Origin of the sequence: Marinobacterium zhoushanense (genome assembly GCF_014641945.1) — a bacterium.
Classification (GTDB): Bacteria; Pseudomonadota; Gammaproteobacteria; order Pseudomonadales; family Balneatricaceae; genus Marinobacterium_D; species Marinobacterium_D zhoushanense.
This window is the reverse complement of the sequence record NZ_BMIJ01000012.1, coordinates 1-18,647: the sequence shown is the minus strand read 5'-3', so window position 1 is coordinate 18,647 and position 18,647 is coordinate 1. Positions and strand designations below refer to the sequence as shown.

Genomic DNA, 18,647 nt, shown 5'->3' with positions numbered 1-18,647 from the left:
TTCTCCGTCAGTGAAAACGCTTGAAAAGTTTAAAAAATTTTAGGGTGCTACCCTTCCACACGCAACCTTCAGTGGACCTGCGCAGGCAGATAACGTTCCGCCGGAATGCGCAACCGACTCAACAGCTGGCGTATATCGCGCATCGGCATCCGCACCTCAAGACTGATATGTCCCTGGTCGTCGACCCGTTCTCCCAGCACCGCCCCCTGAGCATATAGCTGGGCCCGGAACTGCCCCTGCTCAGGCGTCAAACACAGGGTATCGTGGAACATATCCCCGCCCAGGCGCTCGCGCACCGCCTCGATCAACAGCTCTACGCCCTCTCCGCTCTGCGCAGACAACCAGACCCGCTGCACCACACCTTCCTCATCGCGATCGATACGCGGCGTCTGTCCCGGCAGCTTGTCGATCTTATTGTAGACCTGTAGCGCCGGGACCTCGTCAGCCCCTATCTCGCGCAATACCGCGTGCACCTGATCGATATGATCCTGACGCTCCTCGTCATAGCTGTCGATCACATGCAGCAGCAGCGTCGCTTCCACCGTTTCCTGCAGCGTAGCGCGGAACGACTCTACCAGCTTATGCGGCAGATGGCGGATAAACCCTACCGTATCCGCCAGGATCGCCGGCCCGACATCATCCAGCTCGATCCGACGCAGGGTCGGATCCAGGGTCGCAAACAGCTGATCCGCTGCATATACGCTGGAGTCGGTCATAAAGTTGAACAGCGTCGATTTCCCGGCGTTGGTGTAGCCAACCAATGCCACCGTCGGCACCTCGGCACGCTGACGCGCTCTACGCCCCTGCTCCCGCTGCGAACGCACCTTTTCCAGCCGCTTTTGAATCGACTTGATACGGGCACGCAGCAATCGACGGTCGGTCTCGAGCTGGGTTTCACCAGGCCCGCGCAGACCTATACCACCCTTTTGTCGTTCCAAGTGGGTCCAGCCGCGCACCAGACGCGTGGACATATGCTCGAGCTGCGCCAGCTCCACCTGCAACTTACCCTCATGAGTACGCGCGCGCTGAGCGAATATGTCGAGAATCAGGCCGGTACGATCAAGCACACGGCATTTGATCTCACGCTCCAGATTACGCTCCTGCGCCGGACTCAGGGCATGGTTAAAGATTACCAGCTCGGCCTGATGCTCACGCACCAGCTCGGCCAGCTCCTCCACCTTACCTTTTCCGAGAAAAAACTTGGGGCTGGGATCGGCGCGAGATCCGGTCAGAAAAGCGACCGGATCGGCACCAGCGGAGAGCGCTAGCTCTTCCAGTTCCCGTGGGTCTTCGCTGTTCGCATCAGAGGACAGCTCAATATGGACGAGAATCGCTATCTCGCCCGATTCGGGACGTTCGAAAAACAATTAGGACCTCAGTCTGACGCCTTCTCATCACCTTGAGGCAATTTGACGGGGCGTGAGGGAACCACCGTAGAGATGGCATGTTTATAAACCATTTGGCTGACAGTGTTCTTCAACAGAATGACAAACTGGTCGAATGACTCGATCTGCCCCTGCAGTTTGATACCGTTAACCAGAAAGATGGATACCGGAATACGCTCCTTGCGCAGCACATTCAGATAAGGGTCTTGTAAAGACTGCCCTTTTGACATTGCAAACTCCTTCCCAAAAAATAAAATCGTATGTTAGTTGTAATTTATAGCTTCCCTGACCCGCGCAAAAGGCGCGATCCAAGCGAAGAACAAGCCTCCCATTATATAATGTTTGCTTCGACCAGTTTCAAGGCGCCGTCGAGTAAAATATCCATTTCGCTATCCAGCCAGTGAACATCCTGCCAGCCACGCAGCCAGGTCAACTGCCGTTTGGCCAGCTGTCGCGTCGCCACTATGCCGCGATAGCGCATCTCGTCATAGCTCAAACGCCCCTCCAGGTAATCCCACATCTGGCGATAGCCGACACAGCGAATCGACGCCAGCCCGGTGTGCAAGTCACCACGGGCATAGAGGCTGCGCACCTCCTGCTCAAAACCCTGCGCCAACATCTGATCGAAGCGCAGCTCTATCCGCTGATGCAGCCGTGCCCGATCACCCGGCATTAGCGCCAGCGCCGTGATCTCGTAGGGCAGCGACGCCGCCTCCTGCTCCGCCCAATGCTCGCTGATCGGCTTGCCGGTCAGCAGCACCACCTCCAGCGCCCGCTCTATACGCTGCGCATCGGTCGGCTTGAGACGCTCGCCTGCCGCCGGATCCAGTCGAGCCAGACGCTCATGCATGACTGGCCAGCCCAGGCGTCGAGCATCCGCTTCCAGCTCGGCACGCAGCGCCGGATTCGCTTCCGGCAGCGACGCCAACCCCTGTTGCAGCGCATTGAAATACATCATCGTGCCACCCACCAGCAGCGGAATCTTGCCCCTGGCACTGATCTCATCCATGGCGGCACGCGCATCGGCGCAGAACTCGGACGCCGAATAACTCTCACTGGGATCGCGGATATCGATAAGACGATGAGGATAGCGCTGAAGTTCCTCGGGCGTGGGTTTCGCCGTGCCGATATCCATCTGCCGATAGATCAGCGCTGAGTCGACGCTGATCAACTCGCAGGGCAGCCGGTCGTACAGGTGCATCGCCAGTGCCGTCTTGCCCGACGCGGTCGGCCCCATCAAAAAGATCGCCGGGGGACGTTTTGCCGCCAACTTACTGCCCCCTCATGAACAACTTATCCAGCTCTGCCATGGATAGCTGGGTCCAGGTCGGTCGCCCATGGTTGCATTGCCCGCTGCGCTCGGTGGCTTCCATATCGCGCAGCAGCGCATTCATCTCGGTGATACTCAGCTGCCGATTGGCCCTGACCGCACCGTGGCAGGCCATGGTCGCCAACAGCTCATTGATACTCTGCTCGATACGCTGACTGTTGCCGAATACGACCAGGTCGGCGAGCACGTCGCGCACCAGCTGCGCGGCATCGGCCTTGGCCAGCGACACCGGCACCTCGCGCACGGTCAGCGTATCGGCGCCCATGCGTTCGATTCTGAACCCCAGACGACCAAACAGCTCCGGCTGCTCCTCAGCCAGATCCGCCTCGCGCTCGCTGACACTGATGCTGACCGGCACCAACAGCGGCTGAGAGCGCACCTTGTCCTCGTCCCAGGCCGTTTTCATCCGCTCATAGACGATGCGCTCATGGGCCGCATGCATATCGACCAGCACCAGACCGGATTCGTTTTGGGCCAACACGTAAACGCCATGCAGTTGCGCGATCGCATAACCGAGCGGCGGTGCCTGTTCGGCATCCGCTCGCGGCATCGTCGATGGCAAAGGCTGAGCAGCCGGCGATGCCGGCGTGTGCAGGTCGGCGTAGGCTGCGATCTGCTCTCGTACCGCCGAACCCGAATAGCCACCACTGTTGGGCGCCGACTGATACAGCGGCATGCGGCCCTGGCTGAAACTACCGCCACCACTGGCACTGCCGACGGAGGGGCGTAACGCCAGCCCGGCAGCCCCCAACTCTTCCGTGACAGCTGCCGAGCCCTCATCCGCGACCGCGCTCTTCGGTCGCAGGTCGGCGATCACCCGGTGCAGGGTGCGGAAGATAAAATCATGCACCAGACGACTTTCGCGGAAGCGCACCTCATGTTTGGTCGGATGCACATTGACATCCACCAGCGCCGGATCCAGCTCCAGGTAGAGCACGAAGGCCGGATGACGGCCATGGAACAGCACGTCGGCATAGGCCTGACGCACGGCATGGGTGACCACCTTGTCGCGAATGATGCGGCCGTTGACGAAGAAGTACTGCTGGTCCGCCTGACTGCGCGAGTAGGTGGGCAGGCCGATCCAGCCCCAGAGCTTCAGCCCGGACGCTTCGGCACTGACATCCAGGTGCACCGCCTGGTCGATAAACGCCGCGCCGAGCAAAGAGGCTAGCCTGCGTTCACGGGCCTGCTCACCATCGACCGGCCGCAACTGCTGCACGCGCCGCCCGTTATGCTGCAGGTTGAACGCCACGTCGAAACGGCTCAGCGCCAGGCGTTTGATCACCTCCTCCAGATGACGAAACTCGGTCTGCTCGGTTTTCAGGAACTTGCGTCGCGCCGGAGTGTTGAAGAACAGGTCGCGCACCTCCACCGTGGTGCCTTGCGGGTGGGCCGCCGGTGTCAGCACCGCCTCCATATCCCGACCCTCGGCACGCACCTGCCAGGCCGCCTCCTGCTCCGCCGTGCGCGAGGTCAGCGCCAGACGCGCCACGGAACTGATCGACGCCAGGGCTTCGCCGCGAAAACCCAGGCTCGCCACCGCTTCCAGATCCTGCAGCTGGTGGATCTTCGAGGTCGCATGCCGGCTCAGTGCCAGCGCCAGATCCTCCTTGTCGATGCCAAAACCGTCATCACGCAGCCGGATCAGCTTGATGCCGCCATTTTCGATATCGACATCGATCTTGCGCGCACCGGCATCGAGACTGTTCTCGAGCAACTCTTTAACCACCGAGGCGGGACGTTCAACAACTTCACCCGCCGCGATCTGGTTGGCCAGCTGCGGCGAGAGCAGGTGAATACGGGTCATATTGCAGCCTGATTCAATGCTTGAAAGGATTGGCGCACAGCCTAACAGCTGTAGCGTTTAACTGGCAGGGATACGCAGTACCTGACCAACACGGATACGATCACCACGCAGCTCATTGGCCTTGCGCAGGTCATCGAGCGACACGCCATTGCGTACGGCGATCACCGACAAGGTATCACCGGGGGCGACCTTATAGGTACGCTCGGCAGCGGCGATGACGGCACCGCTGCGTTTCAGTTCAGCAACGCGTGTCATCGCGGGTGGGCGCTCCCAGAAATGCGCCTTGACGCCCTGGGCGATCGCGCGCGCCATCTGTTTCTGGTAACTGCTGCTACTGAGTTTCTCCGCCTCCTGGGGATTGGAGATAAACCCCGTTTCAACCAGAATCGATGGGATATCGGGCGATTTCAACACCACAAAACCGGCCTGCTCGACATAGGGCTTATGCATCCGGGCAAAACCGGCGATATTGTCATGCACGCGCTTGGCCACCTCGCGACTGCTGGACTGACTCGCGGTCATCGACATATCCAGCAGCACGCTGGCCAGCACCTCATCCTTGTCCTCCAGACTAACGCTGCCGACACCACCGATCAGGTCAGCACTGTTCTCTTTGCTTGCCAACCAGCGACCCATTTCGCTGGTCGCGCCACGTCCGGACAGCACCCACACGGAGGCGCCGCGGGCGCGCTTATCGCGTGCCGCATCCGCATGGATCGATACAAACAGATCGGCGTTGATCTTACGCGCTTTGAGCGTACGCCCGCGCAGACTGACGTAGTAGTCACCGCTGCGGACCAGTTCAGCGCGGTAACCGGGCTCCGCATCAATCAGTCTGGCCACCTCCTTGGCGATCTCCAGCACCACGTTCTTCTCTCGAATACGTCCCGGCCCCAAGGCGCCCGGATCTTCACCGCCATGCCCGGCATCGACAGCCACCACGATGTCACGCAGCGGCCCTAAAGTACTCGGCGCACTCGCTTTTGGCTGGCTGACTGCGGCAGCGACAGGCTGCTCACCGGTTTCCAGGTCCAGCACCAGGCGGTGACCATATTGATCGTTGGGTTTGAGCTGGAAACTCTTGGGGCTGACATCGGCACTCAAGTCGAGCACCAGGCGTACGCCCTCGTCGCGCCGACCGGTACGCACACCTGCGATTGGTCCTTTGGTCAGCCCCAATTTGGCGACATCCACGCCCAGCCGGGTATCTTTGACATCCAACACCAGCCGACGCGGGTTATCGAGCATAAACAGGTTGTGGTCCACCGGTGCGCTCAGGTCGAATACCAAACGCACGTTATCCGGCGCCAGCCAGACCCGGATGTTTTCGATGTTGGTCGACGCCTGCGCCAGCGCACTGGACACCAGCATCAGCAGCAGCGCAAAGCGGGTCAAAATACGCACCAGCCCCATTACCCCTTCGGCCAAAAGTTACCAGTTATCAGGGCAGTATTACCCTTACTTCACTTAGTTTATCGGCCAGTTTCCGGCCTTTTTCAGTATTATATTGCCACGACAAACGCCGTCCTGCACCGGCCCGTTCAATGCTGATCTCAAGATCGGCCTGTGGCAACACTCCCGTACCCCGCTCGGGCCACTCGATCAGACTCAGCGACTCGTCGTCGAAATAGTCGCGAATCCCCAGATACTCCAGCTCTTCCGGATCGCTCAAGCGATACAGATCGAAGTGGTAAACCCGCCCTTTCGACGTCTCATAGGGCTCCACCAGCGTATAAGTGGGACTCTTAACCGCGCCTGTATGGCCATACCCGTGCAGCACGCCCCGGCACAGCGTCGTCTTCCCCATGCCCAGATTGCCGTGCAAAAAGATCACACCACCGCCCTGCGCCAGGGCCGCCAGTGATTCCCCAAAAGCCACCATCGATGCCTCGTCGGCCAGTTCGATCGCTTGTTCAGTCATCATATTCCTGTTCATTTATTGCCAGCGGAAGAGTATTCAGCAGGTCGGTCGCCAACAATCCACGCGCCCCCAGGCGCTGGGCACAGAGGTCCGCGGCACGAGCATGCACCAATACACCGATCCGTGCCGCATCGAGTGGCGCCAGACGCTGCGCTAAAAGGGCGCCGATCACACCGCTGAGCACATCACCCATCCCCGCCGTCGCCATGCCGGGGTTGCCGTCACTGCACAGATGGATTACATCGCCGTCGCAACTCAGCGTTCCCGCGCCCTTGAGCACAACGGTACCGCCGTAGCGGTTCTGCAGCTCGCGCACCTGTTCGAATCGATTGGCCTGGATATCAGCCACGTCAGTCTCCAGCAGTCTCGCCGCCTCGCCCGGATGCGGTGTGAGCACCCACTGACATGACGACACCGAAACAGCATCCTGCGCCAGCAGATTGAGCGCATCGGCGTCCAGCAACAGCGGTTTACCACTTTCCAGCACCGCCTGCAGCAACGTGCAGCCCCACAGCTGCTGCCCCAGCCCAGGTCCGACGACGATCACATCGGCACGGGCGATCAGCGGCTCCAGATCTTCCGCATCCTCAACCGCATGACACATCACCTCTGGCGCACGGGTGATCGCCGCCAACCGGTGCTCCTCCCGAGTCGCCAGGGTCACCAGACCCGCCCCCGAGCGTAACGCCGCTTGCGCCGCCATCAGCGCCGCGCCACCCATACCAAGATCGCCGCCGACGATCAGCAGATGGCCATAATGCCCCTTATGCGCGGACCCCGGCCGTGGCGGCAGCAGTTCGCGCAGGTCTTCGCTGTCGGTACGAAAGGCACTGACCGGCACCTCCTCAAAAACCTCGTCCGACAGCAACAGTCCATCGAACAGCAGCTCGCCGACGCAGTCGACACCTTCGTGGGTCAACAAGCCCTGCTTCAACGCGATAAACGTCAGCGTCAGGTCAGCCTTGACCGCTGCGCCCAATACCGCGCCGCTATCGGCACAGAGCCCCGAGGGTATATCCACCGCCAGCACCGGTACCGTACCGCGGTTGATCTGCGCGATCACACTGACCATCTCGCCCCGCACCTGACCGCTCAAGCCGATGCCGAGCAGCGCATCGACCAGCAGCTCACCGCTAAACTCGATTCCGGGATGCCAGGTTTGCGCCTTGACGCCAATACCGCTGAGCCATTGCCAGGCCTCCAGCGCCTCTCCATGCAGACGTTCGGGGAAGCGCTCGCCGACTACCACCAGTTGCACTTCGATACCGGCCTGCCAGGCAAGTCCGGCGACCACCAGGCCATCACCACCGTTATTGCCGGAGCCGCACAGGATAGTGACACGCTCCAGCTGTGGCCAGTGCTGACCGATTACCGCCCATACCGCCTGACCCGCGCGCTGCATCAAGCGAAAGCCGGGAATACCGAATCGCTCGATGGCGGTGCGGTCCAGCACACGACACTGTTCGGCCGTGTATAATGTGGTCGGCAATACCGCTCTGTTGACACTCATACTCTGTCCACCCATCACTGATCTGCACGCATTATTTATAGTGGAACAGCCCTTGGCAAACGCAACCCCCTCTCCCGTCGCAGAACCTAGGCTGCAGACGCTGGCGACCGGCCTCAAACAGCGGGCGCGCGAGCTGGGCTTTCAGCAGTGCGCCATCACCCTGCCCGACGCGTCGATGGAGGCCGAGCAGTTGGCGCTCTGGCTGGAGCGGGGCTATCAGGGCGAGATGCACTATCTGGAACAGCACCTGGAGAAACGCCTACACCCCGCGCTGCTGGTGCCGGGAGCAGAGCGGATCGTCATGGTACGGATGGATTACCTGCCGCCGGACACGAGCACACTGACCACGCTGGCCGACCCGGACAAGGCCTATATCGCCCGCTACACCCTGGGCCGCGACTACCACAAGCTGATCCGCAAGCGACTCAAGCAGCTCGGCCAGTGGTTGCAGCAGGAGGCCGGAAGCGAAACCGAAGTGCAATTTCGCCCCTTCGTCGACAGCGGCCCGGTACTGGAGCGACCGCTGGCACGCAACGCCGGTATCGGCTGGGTCGGCAAGCACACGCTGATTCTGAACCGTTCCGCCGGGTCGCTGTTCTTTCTCGGCGAGCTGTTTATCAACCTGCCATTGCCGGTCGATGCCCCGGAGACCGAATCGCACTGCGGCCGCTGCACCGCCTGTCTCGACATCTGTCCGACCCGCGCCTTCCCCGAGCCCGGCGTACTCGATGCCAGGCGTTGCATCTCCTACCTGACCATCGAGTACCGCGGCGCTATCCCGATCGAGCTGAGACCGCTGATCGGCAACCGCATCTTTGGCTGCGACGACTGCCAGCTGATCTGCCCGTGGAACCGGTTCGCCAAGCGCTCGCCGGAAGATGATTTCAAACCCCGCCACGCACTGGATCAGGCGGACCTGCTGACCCTGTTCAACTGGGACGAAGAGACTTTTCTGCGCAATACCGAGGGCTCGGCGATCCGCCGCACCGGCTTTGAAGGCTGGCAGCGCAACCTGGCGGTAGCGCTGGGCAACGGCCGCGGCGGCGAAGAGGTCTTGCAGGCGCTGAGGGCAAAAAGGCCGCACGTCTCAGCCCTGGTTCAGGAACATATCGACTGGGCACTGGAGAGGCTTGAATCGGCAGCGGAGCCCAGCCCCCTGCCGATACTGAGCCACCCGGGAGCGAAACGGATCCAGGATTATTAAAGGCGAAAGAAGTGCTCGCGGTAGTAGCGCAGCTCCTCAATGGAGTCGCGGATATCGTCCAGCGCCAGATGTGTGCCCTGCTTCTTGATCCCCTTCAGCAACTCGGGTTTCCAGCGCCGCGCCAGCTCCTTGACCGAGCTGACATCCAGGTTGCGGTAATGGAAGTAGTCTTCCAGCTCGGGCATATAGGCGTACAGGAAGCGCCGATCCTGCCCAATGCTGTTACCACACATGGGCGACACTCCCTTATCGACATGCTGGGCGATAAACGCCAGCATCTGCTGCTCCGCTTCCGCCTCACTGGTGGTACTGGCGCGCACCCGCTCGGTCAGGCCCGACTGGCCGTGCTGGCGGGTACACCATTCATCCATCTGTTCGAGCAGGGAATCCGGCTGATGCACGCAGATCACCGGACCTTCGGCGATCAGGTTAAGATCCGCATCCGTAATGATCGCCGCCATCTCAATGATGCGATCCTTTTCCGGTATCAGTCCGGTCATCTCCAGATCGACCCAGATAAGATTTTGATCTCGGCCCTTAGGATCTTGCGCCATGCCAGGCTCTCCCCATGCAAATACTGTAAATTCTACCGAAATTAGAATACCTTAGCACATCAACTTTATAGCCTCGGGAAACAGCGCCCAAGCGATGGCGAAACGTAAGCTAACAAGACGCCAGGCTTGGCGTGTAGACAAGATCCAGGCAGAGCGCACCAAGCGCGCCGAACGCCGCGACACCCAGCTTGATGCCAAGCTCGAGGGCGGCGATCTGGGCCCCGAACAAGCGGGCCTGATCATCTCCCACTTCGGTCGCAGCGTGGATGTGGAAGCGCTGGAGGGCGCCACTGCCGGCAGCATTTACCGTTGCCATATGCGTACCCACCTGGGCCAGCTGGTTACCGGCGACCAGGTGATCTGGCGCGCCTCCAATGACGGCGGCGTGGTAGTCGCGGCACAGCCACGCAAGAGCGAACTGCAGCGCCCCAACAACCAGGGTGAATTGAAGCCGGTGGCAGCGAATATCGACTTCATCGTCATCGTCTTCGCCGTGGAGCCACGGGCACACCCCAACCTGATCGACCGCTACCTGGTGGCGGCCGAGGCCAGCGGCATCGAGCCGGTACTGCTGCTGAACAAAGTGGATCTGCTGGACAGCGAAGCGGGAGCCTATTTGCCGCCCCTGCTGGCGCAGTATGAAGCGATCGGCTACCGCGTGCTGAAGGCATCGACCACCGCCGAGCATGGGCTGGATCCGCTCAAGGCGCTGCTGAAGGATCGCGTCAGCGTCTTTGTCGGACAATCTGGCGTGGGCAAGTCGTCACTGATCAACGCCCTGCTGCCCGGCGTCGATCTGAAAGTGGGCGAGCTGTCGGAGCAGACCCGCAAGGGCCGTCACACGACGACCACTGCGCGCCTGTTCCACTTCCCCGAAGGCGGTGAACTGATCGACTCGCCGGGAATCCGCGAATTCGCCCTCTGGCACATCGAGCCTGAACAGGTCCTCGAAGGATTTCGCGAACTGCGCCCGCTGCTCGGCCACTGCCGCTTCCGTGACTGCAAGCACGAAAGCGAACCCGGATGCGCATTCAAGGCCGCTCTGGACGCGGGCGAGATCAGTGAAAGCCGCTTTAACAGTTATCGTCAGATTCTGCAGTCTCTGCAGTCGGGACAGCTGCGCGACGGTTAACCTGGACACAAGAATGAAGGCAACGGGCCCTTGAGCATGAGCAGTACGGACAACCTATATGGAGTGGAAGCCTGGGCGGGCTATCTGGGCGAAAAGTCGCTGCCGGTCCGCGCCAGTACGCTGGTGCGTCTGAAGCGAGCCCTGAGCGACGACCGCACCACCCTGGCTCAGCTTGCGCATCAGGTTCGCATGGATCCTGTACTTTCGCTGCACGTTACCCGCCAGGCACAGATCATCCACGAAGCCAAAGGCTCCTCCGTCACCAGCGTCGACCACGCTATCGCCTCACTCGGCTTCGGCCAGATCGAAACCCTGGCAAACGAACTGGACACGATCAAGATCCATCCGCACAGCGTGGCACAGCGCAGCTTTTTCCGCTCCATCGCCGCCAGTAACCACGCCTCCGTGCAGGCTGCGGACTGGGTCCACCACAAGCAGCTACCCTATGCGGAAGAGGCCCGCCTCGCCGCCCTGTTTTACGGTTTGGTGCACTGGATGCTGTGGCTCTACGCCCCGCTGCACAAACACAAGTTCGCCATCGCGGTCATCGAGAATGGGGAAAGTCCGGTGGATGCGGAGCGCCGCATCTTCGGCGGCACCACGCAAGAGATCGGCAAAGCGCTGGCCGATCGCTGGAAACTGACCGAGCTGACGGTACAGGCACTGGACCACGAGACCTCGCCCTCGCTGAGCTTGCTGAAACAGCTGCACCTGCGCGCACTGAAGGACCCCCGACTGGAGGAGGACGATCTGCGCCAACTCAACCACCTGATACAGCAGCACTATTTCCCGGTCAAACTGGCCAACTGGATGGCGCTCAACGTCAGTCGCGGATGGGACCACAACCGGGCCCATCGCACCTTCGATATCATCAGCGACTACCTGGACCTGCCACTGCCGGAGACCATGGCCCGCCTGCACCGCAACTGCGCGGTTGCCGCACGGGGCTATCACGTGCCCGGCATCATGACACCGGCGGCGGAACTGATCCTGCTACCGGGTGCCGGGCGTTTGCCGCACCGACTTTCAGACCACGAACTGAAAGCCTATAGCAGCCGTTTCCCGGAACCGGTGACACCGCCACCACTGGCCAGCAGCGCAACCCAGGTGCCGCTGGTGGAGGATCAGTTTGACGAGCCGGAACTGCTCAATCCCTACATCTACAATCAGGTGCTCAGGCGCTTCCAGAACGGCTACGAACTCTATACCAAAGCATCCCATATACTGCATGGGCTACTGCAGGGGATACATGGCGGCATCGGCCTGGAACGGGCGATGCTGCTGCTGGTCAATACTCAGGCCCAGACCCTGAGGGCGGCACGCGCGATAGGCGTATCTCAGGACGACCCGATGGCGCATCTCGAAATCGACCTGAGGCAGGCCAGACTCTTTACCAGACTGATTGAAAAACCGACCCTGCTGCAGATCGGCGAGGCGAACCGCAGCCTGATCCATGCCTCCCTGCCGGAGCGCAACCAGGGCTGGTTCGGCCAGAACGATGCCCTGATAATGTCGATATTCAGGGGTAAAACGCCGGTCGCCCTGATCTATGCCGACCGTCAGGGTGCCAATACGCCGCTGCTCGAGTTTCACCAACAGCATTTCCGCGAGCTGTGTCAGGCTGCCGGCCATGCACTCAAACAGGTCGGCGCCGGTGAGTAGCCTTGCAGCCCCTCAAGTCAGGCTCCATTAAACCCGAATACCCGGAGAGATACCTTGGCAACGCTTCCGCTCGTCATTGAACCTCAGCAGCTAGCCGAACGGTTGGACGAACCGACGCTGCTGATCATCGACCTATCCAGCGCCGAGAACTACGCCAGTAGCCATATTCCCGGTGCTATCCATGTGGATCCCAAGCAGTTGTTGCGCGGAGAGGGCCCCATCCCCAACAAACTGCCGACGGTCGAGCAGTTGAACAGGCTTTTTTCCAGCATCGGCCTGACGCCGGAACGCCAGGTCGTCGTTTATGACGACCAGAAAGGCCCCTGGGCCGGCCGCATGATCTGGACCCTGGCGGTCGCAGGCCACGATAACGCCAGTTTCCTCAACGGGCAGTTACCGGCCTGGCTGGCGGCGGGTCTGCCAACCGAGAGTTGCAACAATACGCCAGTGCCCAGCCACTTCACTGCGCAGATCAACGACGAACTGGTGGTGGATATCCCCTGGCTGCTGAAACATCTGGACGACTCAGAGGTCAGGATCTGGGACGCCCGTGGCGCCGACGAGTATCGCGGTGAGAAAGTGGTCAATGCCAAGGTTGGCGGCCACATCCCCGGCGCGCTGCTGCTGGAGTGGACCGATCTGCTCGAGCCGGGCCCTATACCCCGCCTGCGCGATAGAAACAGCCTGCGCGCACTGCTTGCCAACGCCGGTCTGGAAGGCGCCCGGACACTGGTGACTCACTGCCAAACCCACCGCCGCTCCGGCCTCACCTGGCTGGCCGGACGCTGGCTCGGCCTTAACGATATTCGTTGTTACGATGGTTCCTGGTTCGAGTGGGGCAACACCCCTGACCTGCCGATCGAACGCTGATTTGACCCCGTCGGCTATCCAAGCCTCTGGAGAGATAATTGAAAGACAAGCTGTTTATCCTGCTGCAACACCTGCTCCCCCAGCACCTGCTGTCGCGCCTGGTTGGGCGGGTTGCCGATTGCCGCATCCACTGGGTGAAGAACCTCTTTATCGACCTGTTTCACAAGCACTACCGGATCGATATGAGCCTGGCCGCAGAGGAAAACCCCCGCGCCTACGCCAACTTCAACGACTTCTTCACCCGCGCCCTGAAAGAGGGCGTACGGCCGACCGACCCGGCAGAGGATGCGCTCGTTTCCCCCTGTGACGGCGCCGTCAGCCAGGCCGGCGCGATCAGCTATGGTCGGCTGATCCAGGCCAAGGGGCGCGGCTACAGCCTGACCACCCTGCTTGGCGGCAGCTCCGAGCGGGCCGAGCCCTTCATCAACGGCAGCTTCGCCACTCTCTACCTGTCGCCAAAGGACTACCACCGCGTGCACATGCCGGTCAGTGGCACCCTGCGTGAGGCGATCTACGTGCCGGGGGATCTGTATTCCGTCAATCACGCTACCGCACACGGCGTGGATAGCCTGTTCGCGCGCAATGAACGCCTTGTCACCATCTTCGATACCGAGTACGGTCCTATGGCGATGGTACTGGTCGGCGCGATGATCGTCGCCGGCATCGAAACGGTCTGGTCCGGCCCCATGGCACCCCTGCCACGCGAGCCACTAACCCTTTACAGCCGCTCGGAACCCGCCCCGGTGCGACTGGAAAAAGGTGAAGAGATGGGCCGTTTCCACCTCGGCTCCACCGTCATCCTGGCCTTCGGCGCAGATGTATTGCGCTGGGAGGAGTCGTTGACGCATGACGCCGAAGTGGTGCTCGGGCGCCGCATCGCCACCTTTACCAGCAAAGCCTGACACAACCCACACACTCACGGCATAGCGGCGGGAGAGAGTTATGAACACACACTGGCACGACACCCTGGTAGACCTGGGATACACCCTGGATGACCAGGGCAACGCCACAACCGGCACCAGCACCGGCGGCGAGAGCACCTGTCTGGTGCCGCTGACCCGGCAGCGCATCATTCGCATTACTGGTCCGGAAGCACAGAAGTTTCTGCAGGGACAGCTCAGCTGCAACCTGGCCGAGGTCGAGCGCATCGGCAGCCGCCTGGGCTCCCACTGCAACATCAAGGGTCACATGATCAGCCTGTTCCGGGTGATGAAACAATCGCCGGAATCCTTCTGGCTGCGTACCGATGCAGGCAACGCCGACAAGGCCCTGGCCACGATCAAGAAATATATCCTGTTTTCCAAGGCCGAAGCCCAGTTGAGCGACGAACTGGTCGGCATCGGCCTGTTCGGCCCGGATGCGGAGGCGCTTGCGGGCAAACTGATCTCAGCCGTTCCGACCGAGGTCGATGGCGTGAGCGCAGACGGCGAACGCCTGCTGGTGCGCGTCCCCGGCGACCGCTTCGAGTGCTGGCTACCCGCCGCCGATGCAGCTGAACTGATCAAGCAACTGAGTCAAAGCGCGACACTGGCCAGCACCGATGACTGGCTGCTACAGGAGATCCGAGCTGGCCTGCCCGAGCTGAACAGTGAAACCTCCGAGGCGTTTATTCCCCAGATGACCAACCTGCAGGCCTTCGAGGGCGTCAGCTTCAGTAAGGGCTGCTACACCGGTCAGGAGGTGGTCACCCGTCTGCAGCATCGCGGCATCCTGAAAAAACCGATGTACCGAGCCCGCGTGACCAGCGAGCAGCGCCCGCTGCCTGGCCAGCTTCTGCATACCGCCGAGAAGGAGGGGGTCGGCCAGGTGGTGATCGCAGCTCCCTGCGACTCCGGCCGTTATGAACTGCTCGCGGTGATCACCAAGGAGCAAGCGGAGAACAGCGGCATCCACCTCGGCAGCGGCGAAGGCCCACTACTCCAGTTGCTGGAGCTGCCTTACGAACTGGACCCACGGCTGTTCGAGAGCAAACGGTAAACGGAAAAGCCCGGATCGCTCCGGGCTTTTTCTTATCCACAACCGACACGCCACCTCTTCACATCGTGACGATATCCGCCTTGGTCGATTCCACAATATCGAGCAACTCCTGTGTCTCCTGCTCAGGCACACTGTGCTTGGCCAGAACCTCCTTGAAAATCGACACCATGCGCCCCCACTCCGCCTCGGTAATATTCAGATGCGCGTGGGAAGACTTCATATCACGCCCCTGATACTGGCAGGGACCGCCGGTGGTCTGACAGACCAGTGCGGTCACATGGTACTTGAGATAGGGTGCGGGAACCCGCTTCCTGGCCGCATCTATCGCAGGATTCGCATTGAGCACCTCATCCGGCACCAATGCATCGATAAAATCGCTGACCACCACCGAGATCGGCGCCAGCCCACCCAGGCGGTCATACAGCGATGACGCCGCCTTCTCAGCAGAAGCATCGGAACTCTGCGCAACGGCAAGCGGCGCAGTCATAGCGAACACAACGCTAAGAATAAACGCGGAGCCTGTCTTTATAAGCGAACAACTCATAACGCTACTCCTCTTATCAATCGAAATGCATCACCGAACCCCCGCCGGTATTCAGGGTGATACCACTTGGCTGATAATCGACTGCAGCGCACTCCGATAGCGGCCCAAGGCGGCGGTGCCGGCATACCGTACCGGGTTAGGAATAGGAGCTAATGGGCAACCACCACAGCGGCTGCCGGGTGCGCACGTTTGTTCAGCGCCATGCGAAGTATAGTCCAGTCCCCGACTGAAGCCGGTGTAACGCGTTACGAACTGCGCGGAGCAAACATGATAATTGCCATACCCAACAACGCGACGGCTGAACCGATTAGATCCCAAACCGTTGGACGAATGCCGTCGATAACCCACAGCCATAGAATAGCCATAGCGATATAAACACCACCATACGCAGCGTAAACCCTGCCGGCAGCCGTGGGATGCAAAGACAACAACCAGGCAAATGCCGCAAGGCTCGCTGCAGCAGGCAGCAATAGCCAAATCGACCTCCCCTCACGCAACCAGAGATAGGGCAGATAACAACCGACAATCTCTGCTAACGCAGTTATCAGAAAAAGACCAACGGTTTTTAGCTCAGGCAAGAGACGACACCTCACAGTGCTTGTCAAAACTGGAACAGCAATATGTCATGACAGACCATAGCCTTGAGACATTACGATAGCTAGCAAAGGCAGCACAACCAGCCCCATCAGTTCGACCCGTATTATTGTTACGATTCGCTTGTGGATATTGACAGGATAGGAGGAAAAGCTTCCAAGTTTAATAACCGTAATTGCCGGACAAATTGACATTGCGGCAATTAAATAAACAATGCCACCTTTAGGTGTAAGGTAGAATTTGAACTATAACGTGCGCTTCAGGTGCGGCGTTTAGCCGTCGCCCGCAAGCGATGCCTAGCATCAATACCTAACTTCATTCACTTTATATATATGATCAGGGTGACCAAATACCTCGATAACTTGCCGTTCAGTCAGGGGCAGCGTATAGAAATGCTGCCTGTCTGGTGTACCGACAATCGGACCTTCTCTTCCTCCTGCACAATGTGAACAGATACCAATGAAGATAAGTTGGCCTTCTTTGAAGGCAATATTAAACCGTTGCCGGCATAAACTTGTTGCTCCTTTGATTTTAACTTCCAGGCTTCCGGCCATTGCGGCGGCGGAATGAACGGTGGTAAATAACTGGCAACAAATTCTGGACGCATTTCGACGAGTGCAATAGGAGGACTGTCAGGAGATAACTTTAGCTGGGAACCCATTATGCGTGGATTGGCAGAGTTCTTAAGATCTATCCGAAACAAATAATAAAGGGGCTCGTTAGAGTCATCAAGCAATTGTCCAAATGCGACCAAAGAGCTTTTTTCAAAACGCGACACATTCGCGCAAGCCGATAATATTGAAGCTAAAAATATTAAAATAAAAATCCTAAGCATAGATTCCTTGGTTCGCATAATGGTTTATTCGCTAACGCTGCCAACAGCGGCCGAGCGTAGCGAGGTCCCAGCGCACGGAGGGCGAGATGCTGCTTACCCCTGTTATGCCAAAGCGCCTCATGCGGGCTCATCACTTCCCTTAATACCAAGGGGGGGCCTGTTAATTTTCCCCTACTACGGCTTTCCGCTCTCTCTCATATTCGTCGTAGGATTTATTGGAACGCTCCACACACTTCTCATATTGAGCAGGCGGAACACTGTTGCATTGTTGTCGATTGTTGCGCTGGATGTTCTCGTATACAGCTTTGCTACTGCATCCAGATGTTAGAACACATACTAAAGACACTAACCAAATCTTCTTCACAATTCACCATCCCTGCATGGTATAACGTCTAATTTATAGGCCGGAACTGCGTAGCAGCGGAGGTCCCAGCCCGCTTGCGAGCGACTACAATTACTTGCTAAGTGCAGGCTATCTACGTGGTAGAAAGAAACCTGCACGCTGTAACTCTCTTATTTTAACCTTCCCAAGATAATAGCAAGCCGGCGCCACCATTAAGCAATAGATAAATAGTAAAGAGATTAGATTGAATATTGACTCTTGGATAGCCGTTTGATATTTACCAAGCAAATAGAATAGCGGCGACACCTCCACTACAGTAAAAAATAGATATAAAGTCATAACAAGGAAAGACTTTATAATTCCACAAAAGTTTTTGGCGATACCGAGTAATAAGTAGATATAGATAACCATTGCAATGGACATTACAGGTGTACCTATTCCAATGTATGTGAGAAGCTCAATTACCATACAAGCACTTAACGCCGGCCATAAACGGCGCCCTGAAAAGGGCGTCCGGTGGAGGCCGCAGGCCGGAACGAATTTGATGGCATTGTTAAGTGGCCTTAGCGAGATTGATAGGATACTCAACTTGCTCTCCTACGAATGTGCTAAAAACCGCCTGATTTAGATGATCGTATGCCTCGTGTGCCACACAAAATTCAGAAAGCAAATTGCTAAGATCATCTGACCAGTCTATTTGAGCCTCTCCATTCGGACACTTGCGAGCCTCTGCCCAGAATTGCTGCAAACCTTTATCGGACTCTACCTGAATTTCAAACGAAGCAAGGACGGCATCTTCTTCGCTTTTCAATACCGGCAGTATATTTCGGATTCTCAACATGAGGCTGCCACTTAACGAATGAAATGGACTCCCCCTCCCTGGGTTGAGGTGCCACGCTTACCTGCGGGCATAAGCAGCGATCAATCGGAGGTGTTCCATGTCTATTTCAACTATCGGCGTTGATCTCGCCAAAACTTC

Annotated in this window: 18 protein-coding genes; 6 read left to right on the top strand and 12 right to left on the bottom strand. The window is 59.0% G+C overall.

All coding sequences use genetic code 11. The features are described 5' to 3' along the window. Positions 1-68: 68 nt before the first annotated feature. The 7 genes from hflX to IEX40_RS21445 all read right to left on the bottom strand — a co-directional run bounded on the left by hflX (position 69) and on the right by IEX40_RS21445 (position 7,953). Positions 69-1,367, bottom strand: coding sequence for a ribosome rescue GTPase HflX (hflX, locus tag IEX40_RS21475; protein WP_188752225.1), 1,299 nt, complete (start codon positions 1,365-1,367; stop codon positions 69-71). Positions 1,368-1,375: 8 nt separating this feature from the next. Further along, the gene (gene hfq / locus IEX40_RS21470) at positions 1,376-1,615 is read right to left on the bottom strand and encodes an RNA chaperone Hfq (protein WP_036185110.1); all 240 of its coding nucleotides are present in this window, start codon (positions 1,613-1,615) and stop codon (positions 1,376-1,378) included. Between the two features lie 101 nt (positions 1,616-1,716). Then, on the bottom strand, positions 1,717-2,622 hold the full coding sequence (gene miaA / locus IEX40_RS21465) for a tRNA (adenosine(37)-N6)-dimethylallyltransferase MiaA (protein WP_229680886.1): 906 nt from the start codon (positions 2,620-2,622) through the stop codon (positions 1,717-1,719). 34 nt (positions 2,623-2,656) lie between these two features. Next, on the bottom strand, positions 2,657-4,522 hold the full coding sequence (mutL, locus tag IEX40_RS21460; RefSeq protein WP_188752212.1) for a DNA mismatch repair endonuclease MutL: 1,866 nt from the start codon (positions 4,520-4,522) through the stop codon (positions 2,657-2,659). A 57-nt stretch (positions 4,523-4,579) separates the two neighbouring features. After that, the gene (locus IEX40_RS21455; RefSeq protein WP_229680885.1) at positions 4,580-5,935 is read right to left on the bottom strand and encodes an N-acetylmuramoyl-L-alanine amidase; all 1,356 of its coding nucleotides are present in this window, start codon (positions 5,933-5,935) and stop codon (positions 4,580-4,582) included. A 28-nt stretch (positions 5,936-5,963) separates the two neighbouring features. Beyond that, on the bottom strand, positions 5,964-6,443 hold the full coding sequence (gene tsaE, locus IEX40_RS21450; protein WP_188752282.1) for a tRNA (adenosine(37)-N6)-threonylcarbamoyltransferase complex ATPase subunit type 1 TsaE: 480 nt from the start codon (positions 6,441-6,443) through the stop codon (positions 5,964-5,966). Next, a complete protein-coding gene (locus tag IEX40_RS21445; RefSeq protein ID WP_188752210.1) occupies positions 6,436-7,953 on the bottom strand; it encodes an NAD(P)H-hydrate dehydratase in 1,518 nt (505 codons plus the stop codon). The genes tsaE and IEX40_RS21445 overlap by 8 nt, the downstream gene beginning before the upstream one ends. 52 nt (positions 7,954-8,005) lie before the next feature. Between IEX40_RS21445 and queG the strand changes: the two genes are divergently transcribed. Next, positions 8,006-9,157 carry a tRNA epoxyqueuosine(34) reductase QueG gene (gene queG, locus IEX40_RS21440; RefSeq protein ID WP_229680881.1) on the top strand — a complete coding sequence of 384 codons (1,152 nt, stop codon included), beginning with the start codon at positions 8,006-8,008 and terminating at the stop codon, positions 9,155-9,157. On the opposite strand, the gene orn is transcribed toward queG, so the two are convergent. Beyond that, positions 9,154-9,711, bottom strand: coding sequence for an oligoribonuclease (orn, locus tag IEX40_RS21435; RefSeq protein ID WP_188752206.1), 558 nt, complete (start codon positions 9,709-9,711; stop codon positions 9,154-9,156). The two genes, queG and orn, sit on opposite strands and share 4 nt — an antisense overlap. Before the next feature lie 94 nt (positions 9,712-9,805). Here orn and rsgA point away from each other — a divergent pair, with 94 nt between their 5' ends. The 5 genes from rsgA to ygfZ are packed head-to-tail and all read left to right on the top strand — an operon-like array spanning position 9,806 to position 15,352. Continuing rightward, entirely contained in the window at positions 9,806-10,843 is a 1,038-nt protein-coding gene (gene rsgA, locus IEX40_RS21430) for a small ribosomal subunit biogenesis GTPase RsgA (protein ID WP_188752205.1), read from the top strand. Between the two features lie 36 nt (positions 10,844-10,879). Next, positions 10,880-12,505: an HDOD domain-containing protein gene (locus IEX40_RS21425; RefSeq protein ID WP_188752203.1), complete on the top strand. Its 1,626-nt coding sequence runs from the start codon at positions 10,880-10,882 to the stop codon at positions 12,503-12,505. A gap of 54 nt (positions 12,506-12,559) precedes the next feature. Further along, positions 12,560-13,375, top strand: coding sequence for a sulfurtransferase (locus tag IEX40_RS21420; RefSeq protein WP_188752201.1), 816 nt, complete (start codon positions 12,560-12,562; stop codon positions 13,373-13,375). 38 nt (positions 13,376-13,413) lie between these two features. Beyond that, entirely contained in the window at positions 13,414-14,277 is an 864-nt protein-coding gene (asd, locus tag IEX40_RS21415) for an archaetidylserine decarboxylase (RefSeq protein ID WP_188752199.1), read from the top strand. Between the two features lie 40 nt (positions 14,278-14,317). Next, a complete protein-coding gene (gene ygfZ / locus IEX40_RS21410) occupies positions 14,318-15,352 on the top strand; it encodes a CAF17-like 4Fe-4S cluster assembly/insertion protein YgfZ (RefSeq protein WP_188752196.1) in 1,035 nt (344 codons plus the stop codon). 58 nt (positions 15,353-15,410) lie between these two features. Here ygfZ and IEX40_RS21405 read toward each other — a convergent pair whose 3' ends face one another. From IEX40_RS21405 to IEX40_RS21390, 4 genes are all read right to left on the bottom strand, one after another. After that, complete coding sequence (locus IEX40_RS21405) at positions 15,411-15,896, bottom strand: group I truncated hemoglobin (protein ID WP_229680880.1); 486 nt, start codon at positions 15,894-15,896, stop codon at positions 15,411-15,413. A 245-nt stretch (positions 15,897-16,141) separates the two neighbouring features. Further along, positions 16,142-16,474: a YnfA family protein gene (locus tag IEX40_RS21400; protein ID WP_188752194.1), complete on the bottom strand. Its 333-nt coding sequence runs from the start codon at positions 16,472-16,474 to the stop codon at positions 16,142-16,144. A 389-nt stretch (positions 16,475-16,863) separates the two neighbouring features. Further along, a complete protein-coding gene (locus IEX40_RS21395; protein ID WP_188752192.1) occupies positions 16,864-17,343 on the bottom strand; it encodes a hypothetical protein in 480 nt (159 codons plus the stop codon). Between the two features lie 878 nt (positions 17,344-18,221). Continuing rightward, positions 18,222-18,509 (bottom strand): hypothetical protein, encoded by a 288-nt coding sequence (locus IEX40_RS21390; RefSeq protein WP_188752191.1) that lies wholly within the window; start codon positions 18,507-18,509, stop codon positions 18,222-18,224. Positions 18,510-18,647 lie beyond the last annotated feature (138 nt).